General features: G+C 63.0%; 17 protein-coding genes and 1 tRNA gene. 17 read left to right on the top strand and 1 reads right to left on the bottom strand.

The features are described from left to right. The first annotated feature begins 1 nt into the window (after position 1). The 10 genes from AB8717_RS11420 (at position 2) to AB8717_RS11465 (ending at position 9,086) form a co-directional block, all read left to right on the top strand. On the top strand, positions 2 to 652 hold the full coding sequence (locus AB8717_RS11420) for a RibD family protein (RefSeq protein WP_443747461.1): 651 nt from the start codon (positions 2 to 4) through the stop codon (positions 650 to 652). Between the two features lie 38 nt (positions 653 to 690). Further along, positions 691 to 1,308 (top strand): riboflavin synthase, encoded by a 618-nt coding sequence (locus tag AB8717_RS11425; protein WP_443747462.1) that lies wholly within the window; start codon positions 691 to 693, stop codon positions 1,306 to 1,308. Between the two features lie 3 nt (positions 1,309 to 1,311). After that, on the top strand, positions 1,312 to 2,454 hold the full coding sequence (gene ribB, locus AB8717_RS11430; protein WP_443747463.1) for a 3,4-dihydroxy-2-butanone-4-phosphate synthase: 1,143 nt from the start codon (positions 1,312 to 1,314) through the stop codon (positions 2,452 to 2,454). Between the two features lie 78 nt (positions 2,455 to 2,532). Beyond that, positions 2,533 to 3,003, top strand: a complete 471-nt coding sequence (locus AB8717_RS11435; RefSeq protein ID WP_443747464.1) for a 6,7-dimethyl-8-ribityllumazine synthase — start codon at positions 2,533 to 2,535, stop codon at positions 3,001 to 3,003. Beyond that, positions 2,996 to 3,529 (top strand): transcription antitermination factor NusB, encoded by a 534-nt coding sequence (gene nusB, locus AB8717_RS11440; RefSeq protein ID WP_443747465.1) that lies wholly within the window; start codon positions 2,996 to 2,998, stop codon positions 3,527 to 3,529. The genes AB8717_RS11435 and nusB overlap by 8 nt, the downstream gene beginning before the upstream one ends. A 263-nt stretch (positions 3,530 to 3,792) precedes the next feature. Beyond that, complete coding sequence (gene thiL / locus AB8717_RS11445) at positions 3,793 to 4,767, top strand: thiamine-phosphate kinase (protein ID WP_443747466.1); 975 nt, start codon at positions 3,793 to 3,795, stop codon at positions 4,765 to 4,767. Positions 4,768 to 4,911: 144 nt separating this feature from the next. Beyond that, positions 4,912 to 5,466 (top strand): glycine zipper 2TM domain-containing protein, encoded by a 555-nt coding sequence (locus AB8717_RS11450; protein WP_443747467.1) that lies wholly within the window; start codon positions 4,912 to 4,914, stop codon positions 5,464 to 5,466. A gap of 206 nt (positions 5,467 to 5,672) precedes the next feature. Further along, entirely contained in the window at positions 5,673 to 6,116 is a 444-nt protein-coding gene (locus AB8717_RS11455) for a hypothetical protein (RefSeq protein WP_443747468.1), read from the top strand. A 74-nt stretch (positions 6,117 to 6,190) separates the two neighbouring features. Further along, on the top strand, positions 6,191 to 6,592 hold the full coding sequence (locus tag AB8717_RS11460) for a hypothetical protein (RefSeq protein WP_443747469.1): 402 nt from the start codon (positions 6,191 to 6,193) through the stop codon (positions 6,590 to 6,592). A 346-nt stretch (positions 6,593 to 6,938) separates the two neighbouring features. Next, positions 6,939 to 9,086: a sodium-translocating pyrophosphatase gene (locus AB8717_RS11465; RefSeq protein ID WP_443747470.1), complete on the top strand. Its 2,148-nt coding sequence runs from the start codon at positions 6,939 to 6,941 to the stop codon at positions 9,084 to 9,086. Positions 9,087 to 9,326: 240 nt separating this feature from the next. On the opposite strand, the gene bamE is transcribed toward AB8717_RS11465, so the two are convergent. Further along, a complete protein-coding gene (bamE, locus tag AB8717_RS11470) occupies positions 9,327 to 9,824 on the bottom strand; it encodes an outer membrane protein assembly factor BamE domain-containing protein (protein ID WP_443747471.1) in 498 nt (165 codons plus the stop codon). A 103-nt stretch (positions 9,825 to 9,927) separates the two neighbouring features. On the opposite strand from bamE, the gene AB8717_RS11475 reads away from it, so the two are divergent. The 7 genes from AB8717_RS11475 (at position 9,928) to AB8717_RS11505 (ending at position 15,037) form a co-directional block, all read left to right on the top strand. Beyond that, on the top strand, positions 9,928 to 10,560 hold the full coding sequence (locus AB8717_RS11475) for a ubiquinol-cytochrome C chaperone family protein (RefSeq protein ID WP_443747472.1): 633 nt from the start codon (positions 9,928 to 9,930) through the stop codon (positions 10,558 to 10,560). Between the two features lie 12 nt (positions 10,561 to 10,572). Beyond that, the gene (locus AB8717_RS11480) at positions 10,573 to 11,109 is read left to right on the top strand and encodes a YceD family protein (protein WP_443747473.1); all 537 of its coding nucleotides are present in this window, start codon (positions 10,573 to 10,575) and stop codon (positions 11,107 to 11,109) included. A gap of 172 nt (positions 11,110 to 11,281) precedes the next feature. After that, the gene (gene plsX / locus AB8717_RS11485) at positions 11,282 to 12,355 is read left to right on the top strand and encodes a phosphate acyltransferase PlsX (RefSeq protein WP_443750878.1); all 1,074 of its coding nucleotides are present in this window, start codon (positions 11,282 to 11,284) and stop codon (positions 12,353 to 12,355) included. Continuing rightward, the gene (locus AB8717_RS11490) at positions 12,355 to 13,335 is read left to right on the top strand and encodes a beta-ketoacyl-ACP synthase III (RefSeq protein WP_443747474.1); all 981 of its coding nucleotides are present in this window, start codon (positions 12,355 to 12,357) and stop codon (positions 13,333 to 13,335) included. Before plsX ends, AB8717_RS11490 begins: the two co-directional genes overlap by 1 nt. A 208-nt stretch (positions 13,336 to 13,543) precedes the next feature. After that, positions 13,544 to 13,846 carry an integration host factor subunit alpha gene (locus AB8717_RS11495; RefSeq protein ID WP_443747475.1) on the top strand — a complete coding sequence of 101 codons (303 nt, stop codon included), beginning with the start codon at positions 13,544 to 13,546 and terminating at the stop codon, positions 13,844 to 13,846. Positions 13,847 to 13,893: 47 nt separating this feature from the next. Beyond that, on the top strand, positions 13,894 to 14,385 hold the full coding sequence (locus AB8717_RS11500; protein WP_443747476.1) for a MerR family transcriptional regulator: 492 nt from the start codon (positions 13,894 to 13,896) through the stop codon (positions 14,383 to 14,385). Positions 14,386 to 14,960: 575 nt separating this feature from the next. Then, positions 14,961 to 15,037, top strand: a tRNA-Pro gene (locus tag AB8717_RS11505). The last annotated feature ends 105 nt before the right edge of the window (positions 15,038 to 15,142 follow it).

Here is a 15,142-nt window from a genome sequence, read left to right on the forward strand (position 1 = left end):
GGTGGCCCGCCCGTCCATCACCCTGAAACTGGCCACCACGCTCGACGGCCGCATCGCCACGGCCGGCGGCGTCAGCCGCTGGATCACGTGCGAGGAGTCGCGCCGCGTCGTCCACGAACTCCGCGGCATGCACGACGCGGTCCTGGTCGGCATCGAAACCGCGCTGAAGGACGATCCCGAGTTGACCGTGCGCCTGCCGGATTACGAGGGCGGCCAACCGCGCCGCATCGTGCTCGATTCGCGCGCCCGCCTGCCGTTGTCGTCGAAACTGGTGCAGACGGCACGCGTCATCCCGACCTGGGTCGTGACCACCACCGACCTGCCGCAGGAAATGCTGGCGGCACAGGTTCGGCAGATCAAGGTGCCGTCCAAGCATCAGCGTGTCGATCTCGACGCCGCGCTCGACGCGCTGGCCACGGCCGGCATAGATTCGCTATTCGTCGAAGGCGGCGGGGTTATCGCAACCGCCTTCCTGCGCGCCGGCTATGTCGACCGCCTTGAATGGTTCCGCGCGCCTACCATCTTGGGCGGGGACGCGCGTCCGGTCATCGGCCATCTCAATATCGAGGACCTGTCGCAGATGTTCCGCTTCACGCGCCTGGCCGTCCAGGCCGTGGGCGACGATCTATGGGAAAGCTACGAACTGAGTTAGGGGCTATAATTCAAGTGTTTACCGGCATTATTTCAAGCATGGCGACAATTGCCGAACTCGACCGTTCGAATGCGGGCGTGCACCTGACCATGCGCGCCGCCTTCGACCTTTCGGACGTCGATCTCGGCGCCTCGATCTGCCACGCCGGAGTCTGCCTGACCGTCGTTTCCAAGGACGGCGATACCTATCGCCTGGATGTGTCGAACGAGACGCTGGATGTCACCACGCTCGGCGCCTGGCAAAAGGGCGACCGCGTCAATATCGAGCGCGCGCTGAAGATCGGCGACGAACTGGGCGGTCATATCGTGTCGGGTCATGTCGACGGAGTCGCAAAGCTTTTGAGCGTCACGCCGGACGGGGACTCCTTCCGCCTGAAGTTCGAGACGCCCGCGCCGCTGCATCGCTTCATCGCCCCCAAAGGTTCGATCGCCATCGACGGCATTTCGCTGACGATCAACGAGGTCGAGGGCCAGACCTTCGGCGTCAACATCATCCCCCACACCTGGACGCACACCACCCTGTCCCAGGTGCCCGTCGGCGGTCTTGTTAATCTTGAAGTCGACCGCCTCGCGCGCTATGCCGCGCGCTGGTATGAGACCGCGCCCTCAAGCAGCGAAGCGGTAGGGCAAGCAAAAAGCCCGGCAATCCAAGGCTAAGTCATGAGCGCAATTCCCATCGACAACTCTCTCCCCAATAATTTTGGCGAGTCGCCGATCTCCGCGATCGAGGACATCCTGGAAGACGCGCGCAACGGCCGTCCCTACATCCTGGTTGACGCCGAGGACCGCGAGAACGAGGGCGACGTCGTCATCCCGGCCCAGATGGCCACGCCCGACGTCATCAACTTCATGGCCAAGCACGCGCGCGGCCTGATCTGCCTGTCGATCACCAGCGACCGCGCCAAGACCCTGCGCCTGCCGCCGATGGTTCACGACAACGGCGCACGCAACGGCACGGCCTTCACCGTGTCGATCGAAGCGCGGGACGGCATATCGACCGGTATTTCGCCCAAGGACCGCGCCCATACCATCGCGGTCGCCATCGATCCGACCAAGGATTCGCGCGACATCGTCTCACCGGGCCACGTCTTTCCGCTGGTGGCTCGCGAAGGCGGCGTGCTGGTCCGCGCCGGCCACACAGAAGCCGCTGTCGATATCTCGCGCATGGCCGGCCTCTATCCCGCCGGCGTCATCTGCGAAATCATCAATGATGACGGCACCATGGCGCGGCTGCCCGACCTGGTCGTCTTCGCCCAGCGCCACGGCATGAAGATCGGCACCATCGCCGACCTGATCGCCTATCGCCGCCGCACCGAACGTTTCGTCGAACGCGTGCTCGACCGCCCGTTCGACAGTAAATGGGGCGGCACCTTCCGTCTCCATGTCTACCGCAACACGCTCGACGACAGCGAACACCTGGCCCTGGTCAAGCAATCGCCACAGCCGAACCGGCCGACCCTGGTGCGCATGCATCAGCTCGACATCGCGTCGGACGTGCTGGCGGGCGAGGGCGGAGCCCTGCGTTCGGGCCTGGTCGAAAAGGCGATGACGGCGCTGGCCGAACACGACGGCCCCGCGGTCATGGTGCTGCTGCGCGACCCCAGTCCCAAGGTGCTGTCGACGCGCTTCGGCGACGACGAAGCCGCCGCCAGCCCGGCGCGCGGCTTGCGCGACTACGGCGTCGGCGCCCAGATCCTGCTCGATCTCGGCGTCCGCGACATGATTGCCTTGTCGAGCACGCGGCCCAAGCCCGCTGCGCTCGAAGGTTATGGTTTATCAATCATTGACTGGAAGAGTCTGTAAGGCTCTTGCCAGATTTGTCTTTTGTCCGCCTGTATAAGGCGCTATTGAGCCAGCCTTTATAGCTTAAGGAGACTCACCTTGTCCCAGGAAGCCCCGCTGCGCATCCTCATCGTCGAAAGCCGTTTCTACGACGACATTTCCGACGAACTTCTGGCAGGCGCCAAGGATGCGCTCGAGGCCCACGGCGTCGATTTCGATGTCGTCACCGTCCCGGGCGCCTTTGAGCTGCCGGCCGCCATCTCCATGGCCGAATACGCCTCGCAGCACGGCGGACGGTCGTATGACGGCTACGTCGCGCTGGGCTGCGTCATCCGCGGCGAGACGACGCACTACGACTATGTGTGCATCGAATCGGCGCGCGGCCTGATGGACCTGTCGTTCAAGGATCGCCTGGCCATCGGCTACGGCGTGCTCACGGTCGAGGACGAAGAGCAGGCCTGGGCGCGCGCGCGCCGTTCGGAAGGCGACAAGGGCGGCACGGTCGCCAAGGTGGCGCTGAGCATGATTGCCCTGCGCAAGTCGCTGCTGGAAGGGTCCGTCAATGATTGATTCACCAAAGCCCACCAGCCTCAAGGCCGTCATGGAGACGCTGAACGCCCAGGAGGCGGCCAAGCCGTCGTCGGGCCTGACCTCCAAGGAAAAGCGCGCCCGCACCGTGGCGCGGCTTGTCCTGGTCCAGGCGCTCTACCAGATGGAGCTGACCGGCACCGGCGTCGAAACCGTTATCCGTGAGTTTTCCGACCATCGTTTCGAAGGCGATCTCGAAGGCGAAAAGCTTGCCGATGCCGATGAAGCCTTCTTCGGCGAAGGCGCACGCGCCATCGTCAAGGAACAGGCAACCATTGACCGCCTGATCACCGATCGCCTGGCGGCCGGCTGGCGCATCGAGCGTCTCGATACCACCGTCCGTGCCATCCTGCGTTCGGGCGCCTGGGAACTCAAATTCCGCCCCGACGTCGCGGTTGAAGTCGTGATCAACGAATATGTCGAGATCGCGCGCGCCTTCTACGGCGAAACCGAAGCGCGGTTCGTCAACGGCGCGCTTGATGGGATTGCCAAGGATACGCGGGGATAGGGTTTCCCCCTTCCGTCTGGCTCGGCTTGACGCCGACCCAGCCCCTCCCTCGCGAAAGCTATACTTCCGCTTCGCTCGATCCGCCGTAAACGGGGAGGAAGGGAGCCTAATCACCTAATTCCTTCCCCGTTTACGGGGAAGGTGGCGCGAGCGTAGCGAGTGACGGAAGGGGCGAGTCACACGCTCCGTCAGAAACAGCTTAAACAACCGTTGATTTTTCGCGCGTTTGGCGAAATAAGCTCCCAAACAAAGAGGGACAGCCAATGGCCGAGCACGATGAATTCTCCATTCTCGATGCGCTGTTCAAGCCGCTGGCCGGCCTGACCAAAGAATCGCGCGGGCTGATGGACGACGTTGCCGTCATTCCCGCGCAGGCCGACTACGACCTGGTCGTCACCACCGACGCCCTGGTCGCCGGCGTGCACTTCTTCGAACACGATCCGCTGGATCTCGTGGCGCGCAAGCTGATGCGTGTCAACCTGTCGGACATCGTCGCCAAGGGCGCGACACCCTATGGCTATCAGCTGGTGACGGCGTGGCCGCGCGGCACGACCTTCGCCGAGAAGCAGGACTTCGTACGCGGCCTCAAGACCGAACAGGACCGGTTCCATGTCGAGCTGTTCGGCGGTGACACGGTCTCGACCTTCGGGCCGCTGCACGTGTCGATGACCATGTTCGGCAAGGGCCAGCCGGGCAGGGTGCTGTCGCGTCTCGGCGCGCGCCCAGGCGACCGTATCCTGGTCAGCGGCTATATCGGCCAGGCTTATCTGGGCCTGAAGGCGTTGCAGGGTCAGCTCCAGGGCGTCCACCCTGGCGACGTCAACGAACTGGTCGGCGCCTATCACCTGCCGGAAATCCGTTGCGACCTGGCGAAATGCGTCCGCGACCACGCCCGCGCCTCGATGGACATTTCCGACGGCCTGCTGGCCGACGCCGACCATATGGCGCGCGCCAACGGGTTGATGATCCGCATCGACCTGAACCGTGTGCCGACCTCCCTGGCCGCGCGCGCCGCTATCGCCGCCGGGTTGAGCCCGGTAGAGCTGGTGACCGGCGGCGACGACTACCAAGTCCTGTGCGCAGCCGACGACGCCGGCGCAAAGGCCCTTGTCATGTCTGGCTTCCACGATATCGGCGAATGCATTGGGGCGTCGGGCGACACGCCCGCGGGCGCCGGACTGTGGGCTGACGGGCGGCATATTCCGGTTAAGCGCAAGGGCTTCAGCCACCCGTTATAACGTAATGAGTTTGTTGATTTTTTACAAAAACGCGCCTAGTCTCCACGCGTGATCCGATTGCTGTTGCGTAAAGCGTACCTAGTCTGCCGGGAACGATATTACGGGCCTTCGAAACAAGGCCGTCAAACAGAGAGGCAAGAACACATGACACCGACAATGAAATGGTTGACGGGCTTGGGCCTCGTCGCCAGCCTGACCCTTCCGGGCCTCGCCATGGCCCAGGACGTCCGCAGCTACGACGGCTATTGCTACGTCAAGCAAAAGGACGCCAAGCGCAACGGCCTGATCATCGGCGCCGTTGCCGGCGGTCTGCTGGGCAGCCAGGTCTCCAAGCACGAACGCGGCCTCGGCGCCGTGATCGGCGCAGTCGCTGGCGGCGCCATCGGCCAGAATATCGGCAAGAGCAGCGTCAAGTGCTACAACGGCGAGTACTACGCCTATCAGGGCCACTATTACGATCCGCCCTCGGGCCCGTCGGGCTATGTGCCGGTCTTCTACCAGCAGCGTCCGTCGTCGGGCATGTATTCCAACGTCTATTACGATCGCGACCACCATCAGGGACCGCCGCCGTACAGCTATAACGACTATCGCGACCGTCAGAACAACGGCTGGCGCGACCGTCACGGCGACTGGCACGAGGGCAAGCCGCCGCGCGGCTGGCGCCAGGACCGCGACGGGAACTGGTATCACGGCCGGTAAACCGGGCACCCATCCGAAAATAAGAAACCCTCCGGTCTCCCGGAGGGTTTTTTGTTTGAGTTCTGTAAGCGTGGAAGTTTGCGTCGTTCTTACGGTTCCGCATTCCAATCCATCCGTTAACGAAATTGCCGGAAACACGGAAAATCCTCACAATCGCGTCATTAGGCACCAGCCGGGGGATGTCTTTTGTGTAGGAGATTGTTCAAATGTCTGCGCGTATTTCCACCCTTCTCAAATCCGTAGCCGCCGCGGCCGTCCTGGGCGCTGTCCTGCTGCCCGTCGCCGCCTCGGCGCATGATTACGATGACGATGACGACGGCTATGTCGTCGTCCACGACCGCCATCACTACAACGACCGCTGCTCGGGCAATACCGCTGGCGGCGTCGTCAGCGGCGCTATCATCGGCGGCGCGGCCGGCGCCGTTCCGGGTGCCGTGGTCGGCGCCATGATCGGCGGCGCCATCGGGTCGGACACCAATGCCTGCCGCTACGACCGCCACTATGCCTATGACGACGACTACGAATACCAGAGCCGCGGCTACGACGAAAATGCCTACGACCGCAGCTATCACAGGCGCGACGACTATTCGCGCGGCAGCTACGGCTATCGCGACCCGTACTACGGCCGCCGCTACCGCAACGACTGGTAAGATCTGAAGGGCCCCTGGAAACCGGGGCCCTCTTATTTCAGGCGTTGGTAAGGAATATCAGGCACAGTCCGGGCATGAAAAAGCTGTCCGCCCTGATCTTCGCCGGCCTGATGGCCATGTCCGTGCCTGCCTTCGCCGAAGAGAAGAAGGCCGATGCCGCCGATCCTTCGGTCAAGCTGGCCTCGGTCGGCATTCCTGTCTTCCACGGCATGACGGTCACCAACTATCTGTTCCTCAGCATCAAGATCAACCTGACGCCCAAGGCGGACGAAACCAAGCTGCGCGACATGGAACCGTACTTCCGTGATGCCCTTGTCCGCGCCGCGCACAAGACCTCGTTTGCCCAGCCCGACCATGACGACCGACTCGATATTCCGCGGTTCCAGAGCGTCATGGTGGGCGAATTTACCAAGATCGCCGGACCGGGAACCATTCAATCGGTCGAAATCGTCTCGCAAAGCCCCAAGAAGCACTGACGGTCCGCGCTTTTTCCGCTGCATTGCAGTATTCGGCAAGCCTCTGCTTTAATTGAAGACTGAGACCTTTGAAATCGCAGCGCAGCACGGCGTTTGCGGTAAGTCTTCACTATGTTCGTGAACGCCGCACATCTCGCCTTGAACTTGGTTACGAGTTTTGGCACTCTCGCAGCAGTCAAAAATAAGGACCTGTTTTTCAAGCGTGATTTGCGTATGCGGACCGATCTTGAAGTGGTCTGGCGGCATTTGACGTTTTCCGGTCCCCGGTTTTTGATCCCGAAACAATAAATGCAGGGCAGGCCGCGACAGCGACCTTTCCCATCGCTGTAAATGCAGGGGTTGCCAAATGAACTATGCTTTGATGCTGGCTATCGTGGCCGGCATAGTGGGGTTGTTGTACGGCGTGGTCCAGGCCATGTCGCTCATGAAGGAAAACGCCGGAAACGAGCGGATGCGCGAAATCGCCGCCGCCATCCAGGAAGGGGCCAGCGCCTATCTCAAGCGCCAGTATACGACGATCGGCATCGTCGGCGTCGTCATCTTCGTCGCCGCCTTCGTCTTCCTCGGCCAGTGGTCGGCGATCGGCTTCGCCATCGGCGCCATCCTGTCGGGGGCTGCCGGTTTTGCCGGCATGCTGATCTCGGTCCGCGCCAATGTCCGCACGGCCCAGGCCGCTTCGGAAAGCCTGGCCAAGGGGCTTAAGCTGGCCTTCGGCGCCGGCGCCGTCACCGGCCTCTTCGTCGCCGGCGGCGCGCTTCTGGGCGTTTCGGGCTACTACGCCGTCCTGACCCAGGTCCTGGGCATGGATCCCGCCAGCCGCGACGTCGTCAACGCCCTGGTGGCCCTCGGCTTCGGCGCCTCGCTGATCTCGATCTTCGCCCGTCTCGGCGGCGGCATCTTCACCAAGGGTGCGGACGTCGGCGGCGACATGGTCGGCAAGGTCGAAGCCGGCATCCCCGAAGACGACCCCCGCAACCCCGCCACCATCGCCGACAACGTCGGCGACAATGTCGGCGATTGCGCCGGCATGGCCGCCGACCTGTTCGAAACCTATGCGGTGACCACGGTCGCCACCATGGTGCTGGCCACCATCTTCTTCGGCGGCAGCCCCTTGCTGCAACCGATGATGCTGCTGCCGCTGGCCATCGGGGGCGTCTGCGTCTTCACCTCGATCATCGGCACCTTCTTCGTCAGCCTCGGCAAGAGCCAGGACATCATGGGCGCCCTCTACAAGGGCCTGATCGCCACCGGCGTCCTGTCGATCATCGCGCTGGCCGCCGTCATCTATGGCTTCGTCGGCTTCGACACGACCATCAACTACGACGGCGCGCCCCATGCCTTCACCGGTATGACGCTGTTCTACTGCGGCCTGGTCGGCCTGGCCGTCACCGCGGCCTTCGTCGTCGTCACCGAGTACTATACCGGCACCGGCAAGCGTCCGGTGGTGTCGATCGCCCAGGCTTCGGTCACCGGCCACGGCACCAACGTCATCCAGGGCCTGGCCGTCTCGATGGAATCGACCGCGATCCCGGCGCTGATCATCGTCGCCGGCATCATCGGCTGCTACCTGCTGGCCGGCCTGTTCGGCATCGCCATCGCCACCACCACCATGCTGGCCCTGGCCGGCATGATCGTCGCGCTCGACGCCTTCGGGCCGGTCACGGACAATGCCGGCGGCATCGCCGAAATGGCGGGCCTGCCCAGCGAAGTGCGCCACACCACCGACGCGCTCGACGCCGTTGGCAACACGACCAAGGCCGTCACCAAGGGCTATGCCATCGGTTCGGCCGGCCTCGGCGCGCTGGTGCTGTTCGCGGCCTATACCTCGGACCTGAAGTACTTCGCGTCCACGGCCACCTCGGGCATCTTCGAAGGCCTGGGCAACCTGACCTTCTCGTTGTCCTCGCCGTGGGTCGTCATCGGTCTGCTGATCGGCGGCCTCTTGCCCTACCTGTTCGGCGGCATGGGCATGACCGCCGTCGGCCGCGCCGCCCAGGCTGTCGTCGAGGAGGTGCGCAAGCAGTTCCGCGAAGACAAGGGCATCATGGCCGGCACGTCAAAGCCGAACTATGGCCGCGCCGTCGACATGCTGACCAAGGCAGCCATCCGGGAAATGATCATCCCGTCGCTGCTGCCTGTCCTGTCGCCGATCGTACTGTTCACCATCGTCTACTTTATCGGCGGGAAGGTCCCGGCCTTCGAATCGGTCGGCGCCATGCTGCTGGGCGTGATCGTCACCGGCCTGTTCGTCGCCATCTCGATGACGTCGGGCGGCGGCGCCTGGGACAACGCCAAGAAGTCGTTCGAAGACGGCTTCGTCGACAAGGACGGCGTCAAGCACCTTAAGGGCTCGGACGCGCACAAGGCTTCGGTCACGGGCGACACGGTCGGCGATCCCTACAAGGATACGGCGGGGCCGGCCGTCAATCCGATGATCAAGATCACCAACATCGTGGCCCTGCTGCTGCTGGCCGTTCTGGCGGCGCACCACTAAACCAATGGCGACAGCGTCGCCGTTGGCAAGCGCGACTGCGCGCCCGAGCTTGTGCGAGGAGCCATGCGGCGTTTGAGCTGAAAAAATGCGAGTACCAACGGTCATTCTTCATGACCGTTGGTGCGAAGCAAAGGGCAGGGGACACAGTCCCCTGCACCCCGAAACCGGGCGCTCAACGTCCAAAATAAAAAAGCCGGGCCCAGATGGGTCCGGCTTTTTTGTTATGAAAGTAGGTCGACGTCAGTCTCTGCGGTGCTGGTTGCCCGGATCCTGATCCTTGCTGTTGTCGATGCGCTGGCGGCCGACCGTACCCAGCATCTGCTCCAGCGCCGTCAGCGAACGGCCGCGGGTCGGCGTCGTGTTCGGATTCGGCTTCAGGTCGCGGCCGTCGGCCAGGCTGAGCGTGCGCACGGTCTTGACCGTATCCGTGCCCTTGTCGAAATCGACCACGGTGACGCTGCGCGACGTCACGCGCGGCATCTTGTAGGTCATCTTCATCGACACCTGGTCGATATAGTACCACTCGGTCGGATCGTAGACCGAGGTCTGCGACGGCTGGCCCAGGCGATCCAGCACGCTTTCCTTGGTATCGCCGACCTTGATATCGGTCTGCGGCTTGGCTTCGTACGCCAGGTAGCCGTGGTGCGACAGCGTCGGCGCACAGGCCGACAGCGAAAGCGCGAGGGCGGCGCCGCAGAGGGCAAGTCCAACCGGAGTGAAGTGCGGGCGCGTGGTCATGGATATCCTGTGCGAAACGCGAAACGTGTTTGACGTACAATGAAATAGGGCTTACGGCAAGCATAAGGCCGAAACAAGGCCTAACGCACCGGTCAATAATGCGATGCCGTCACCCCTTGAAAAACTCAAGCGCCTGTTCCAGCCGCGCCCCATCCGGTACACGGGCCACGCCCTGTATTCGTCTTGCGTCGAACAGAGCCGCCAACCCATATTCTACAAGGATTACGGCATCGAAGACGCTATCGGCGCGCGCTTCGAGCTGCTGACCTTTCATGTCGGTCTTGTCATCCACGCGCTGAAGGCCCTGCCGGCCGGAGACGCCCGCCGCGCCCAGGCCCAGGAGACCGCCCAGGTCCTGTTCGACACCTTCATCGATGCCCTCGACCACACCCTGCGCGAACAGGGCACCGGCGACCTGACCGTGCCCAAGAAGATGAAAAAACTCGGCGAAGTCATCTATACGCGCATGAAGCGCTGGGATGATCTGTGGGCGACGGGTACCGACACCGACCGTGCCGACTACGCCGCGCGTACGATCTTTGCCGGCTCGGCTTTCGACGGCGACGCCGAACAGGGCGGTGACGCACCGCAATCCGTACCATTGAATACCGCCCAACCGTTCGCCACATATGCCGATGAGGCCCGCAAGGCCCTTGATGTCGACGCCATCTTGAACGGACGGCTCGACTGGTGTGCAATACCGGACCTCGACGCCGAATCTGCCGGCGCCGCGTAACGGGAGTAGAGTATGACCGAATCCGATGAAAGCCTGTGGACGCACCGCGTCCGTTTCGATTCCGCCCGCCAGGGCCTGACCCTCGACCTGGTGGCCGACGAAGACCGGCGGAAGATCATCGCCGAAGGCTTCGGCATGGTCTCGCTCGATGCGCTCATCGCCCATATCGTCACCCGCGACACCAAGGGCGTGAAACCGCTGGTCCACCTTCACATCGCGCTGCGCGGCGAGGTCACCCAGGAATGCGGCGTCAGCCTTGAGCCCTTTACCCATGCCATTTCGGCCGACCTCGATCTCGACCTGATCGAATCACGCGACGTGACCGACGAAATCGCGGCTGTCGGCGAAAACGAACTGGGCCTCGACGACCTCGACGAACCCGATGTCGTCCAGAACGGCCAGATCGATCTCGGCCAATATATCATCGAGGCCCTGGGCGAGGCCTACGACCCCTTCGCCCGCAAGCCGGGCGTCGTCTTCGAGGAACCCGAGCCCGAGCGCGAGCCGTCGCCGTTCGCCGTGCTGGCCAAACTAAAACGTGACGAGTGACGCAACGTCACCCGCCCCGGGCTGAAACGATAAGACTTGCGCCTTGCCAAAGTCGCGCTATTTTCCGCTTTCGGCGTGCCTGTCACGGCGAGTGTACTTAAGTTCTGGAGCCAGACCGGCCTTGACGATACAAGCGAACTCTCCGGACCGTCTGGTCATCGCCATCGACGCCATGGGCGGCGACCATGGCCCGGCCGTGACGGTAGCGGGTGCCGCACGCGCGCTTTCCCTGCGCGATAACCTCTTCTTCCAGCTCCATGGCGATGGCCCCGGGATCGAGGCCGAGCTGGCAAAATATCCGGCGCTGAAAGCCCGCGCCACCGTCCATCATACCGATCAGTTCATCACCATGGACGAAAAGCCGGCCAGCGCCATCCGCCGGCGCAACACCAGCCTGGCCAACGCCATCAACGCCGTAAAGGCGGGTGAGGCGAGGGCCGTCGTGTCGGCCGGCAATACCGGCGCGCTGATGGCGCTGTCGAAGATGATCCTGAAGATGCTGACCGACGACCTGGAACGCCCGGCCATCGGTTGTTCCTGGCCCAATCCCAACGGTTTCGCCACCGTGCTCGACGTCGGCGCCAACGTGACGTCCGACGCCCGCCAGCTGATCGAATTCGCCCTGATGGGCGCGGCCTTCCATAAGGCGATCTGGGGCAAGGACCGCCCGTCGATCGGCCTGCTCAATGTCGGCTCCGAGGACGTGAAGGGCCATGACGAGGTCAAGGAAGCGCACCGCCTGTTCAAGGAAACGGTATTGGGCCTCAACTATTACGGCTTTGTCGAAGGCACCGACCTGTGCGAAGGCACGACCGACGTCGTGGTCACCGACGGCTTCACCGGTAACATCGCACTGAAGACCGCCGAAGGCGCCGCGCGTTTCATGCAGACCATGCTCAAGCGGGGCTTCATGTCGTCCCTGCCGGCGATGATCGGCGCCTGGCTGTCGAAAGGTGCGCTGAAAAAGACGCTGCGCCCGCTCGATCCGGCCGAATCCAACGGCGGGCCCTTGCTTGGCCTCAAAGGCATCGTTATCAAGAGCCATGGCGGCGCCGACGCCCGCAGTTTCGCCAACGCCATCAAGGTCGGTGTCTCGCTGGCGGCCAGCGGCTATGAACGGGAACTGGCGGCTTCGCTGGCCCAGATGACGCACAGCCTGGCGGAATCGCAAGCAGCCCTTGCGCCGGACGCTGTTCAGACAGATATGAAGGACCTGGCCGTCGCGTCAGGCAGCAAGGCAAATTAATGCGTGTGTTACGATCCGCCGTCACGGGCGTCGGCGGTTACCTTCCCCAAAACGTCATGACCAATGACGACCTGGCGAAAATGGTCGACACGTCCGACGAATGGATCGTCGAGCGCACGGGCATCCGTCAGCGTCACGTCATCGCCAAGGACCAGAAGACCTCGGACCTGGCCGCCGAAGCCGCGCGTATCGCGCTGGAACGCGCGGGCAAGACCGCGGCGGATGTCGACCTGATCATCGTCGCCACCACCACGCCCGACATGCCGTTTCCGGCCACGGCGTCGATCGTGCAGCGCAAGCTGGGCATCGCGCCCGGACCGGCCTTCGACGTCCAGGCCGTCTGCTCGGGCTTCGTCTATGCCTTAAGCGTCGCCGACGGCTTCGTAGCGCGCGGCATGGCGAAATGCGCGCTGATCATCGGCGCCGAAGCCATGACGCAACTGCTCGACTATACCGACCGCGGCACCTGCATCCTGTTCGGCGACGGCGCCGGCGCCGTGGTGCTCGAGCCTGTCGAAGGGCAGGGCGACAATAGCGACACCGGCATACTGGGCTTCGACCTGCAGTGCGACGGCACCAAGACCGAGCTGCTTTACGTCGACGGCGGAACGTTCGGTGAGGGCAACCGCATCGGCAAGGTCCGCATGCAGGGCAACCAGGTCTTCAAGCACGCCGTGCACAAGATTTCTCAAGCCATTGAATCGGCAGTTGAAAAGGCCGACCTGACGATCGGCGACATCGACTGGTTCATTCCGCACCAGGCCAACCAGCGCATCCTCAACGGCGTAGCCGAGCGCCTGGGCCTGGAAGAGCACAAGGTCGTCTCGACCGTGGCCTTCCACGCCAATACGTCGGCGGCCTCCATCCCGCTTGCCTGGTTCACGGCTGTCGAGGACGGCCGCATCAAGCCGGGCGACGTGGTGCTGATCGAGGCGCTTGGCGGCGGCCTGACCTGGGGCGCGGCCGCCATACGGCTCTAAACGGTTACAGTTGGGCCTAACCTTCTGAATTAAGAACGGTTTCGGTGAATACGGGGAACAGCCTTCCCCCGTACGATGTTTTTTGTGACCTGTTGCCGATAAGCCTTTGACGATTGGCGGAATTTGCGCCATGCTCGTTTTCAGGGGCGCAATCCGACTCAGGGTTTCGCGCCCGCATGCCAATCTTAAAACAGGATCGGGCTGACCCATGAAATCGCAGACCTTGACGCGAGCCGAACTTTTCGAAGACGTGCACAATGAGCTGGGTTTGCCCCGGCAGGAATGCGCCGCCATCGTCGAACGCACCCTCGACCTGGTGGTCGAAGCGCTGGAACGGGGTGAAATGGTCAAGCTGTCCGGCTTCGGCGTCTTCCAGGTCCGCGACAAGAACGCCCGGGTCGGCCGCAATCCCAAGACCGGAAAACCCGCCGCCATCGATCCCCGCAAGGTCATCAGCTTCCGCGCCTCGCAGATCATGAAGGCCCGCGTCGACGCCGGCAAGCACGACTGACCTTATAACCCGCTCTTTGAGTAAAACGCTCACCGAAGGAAAGTCCCATGAACAAGGGGCCCTTAGCCTTACGGACCATCTCCGAAACCGCCGAAATGCTGGGCGTGCAACAGCACGTCCTGCGGTTCTGGGAGACCAAGTTCCCGTTTATCCGCCCGACCAAGCGCGCCGGCGGCCGTCGTTTCTATCGCCCGCAGGACATCGACATGCTGATGGGGGTGAAAACCCTGCTGTACGATCGCGGCTATACGATCCGCGGCGTGCAGAAGCTGTTCAAGGACGAGGGCCAGAAGGCCATCCTCAAGGTCAATGGTGAGAAGCTGATCGCCACCGAGGGCGGCCTGATCGAGGCCGACGACGTGCCGGACGCCGTCGCCGAAGCCGGTTCGCTCGACACGGAGTTCGACCTCGCCGCCGCCCAGCGCCTGTCGCAGGCGACGCGGGAGAAGTTCCTGGATATCGCCCGGTCGCTGGAAGAAGCCCAGGCGACGCTGGGGCGTCAGCTGGGACGCAATACCGGGTCGGGGAAGTACGGGTAAGCCGGTAAACGTCCAACAACGGTGGAAAATTGTCTCCACGGGAATTGCGGCTGTCGTTTTTCGTCTCTATAAGCCGCGTCTCTCCTTACGGAGACAATGACGGAGCGTGGCGCAGCCTGGTAGCGCACTTGACTGGGGGTCAAGGGGTCGCAGGTTCGAAACGAGCAGATTGCCATGGCAATCCGCGAGTTCGGCGGAGCGAAGCGCAGCCAATCTTGTCGCGGTCAGCGGCGCTCATCCAACACAGTGGAAAAATTGGCGGAATTGCAGCCACGGGGATTGCGGCTGTCGTTTTTCGTCTCTATAAGCCGCGTCTCTCCTCACGGAGACAATGACGGAGCGTGGCGCAGCCTGGTAGCGCACTTGACTGGGGGTCAAGGGGTCGCAGGTTCGAAACGAGCAGATTGCCATGGCAATCCGCGAGTTCGGCGGAGCGGAGCGAAGCGCAGCCAATCCTGTCGCGGTCAGCGGCGCTCATCCAACACAGTGGAAAAATTGGCGGAATTGCAGCCACAGGGATTGCGGCTGTCGTTTTTCGTCTCTATAAGCCGCGTCTCTCCTCACGGAGACAATGACGGAGCGTGGCGCAGCCTGGTAGCGCACTTGACTGGGGGTCAAGGGGTCGCAGGTTCGAATCCTGTCGCTCCGACCATTAAAAAAGACGGACGGTCCTTCAGGGCCGTCCGTCTTTTTTATGTCTGACGTCATGCATTCGAACCTGCATGCGAGTTCGAGGAGCGACGCGACCCAATCCTGT

The sequence above is a fragment of the Asticcacaulis solisilvae genome (assembly GCF_052327315.1).
Lineage (GTDB): Bacteria > Pseudomonadota > Alphaproteobacteria > Caulobacterales > Caulobacteraceae > Asticcacaulis > Asticcacaulis solisilvae_B.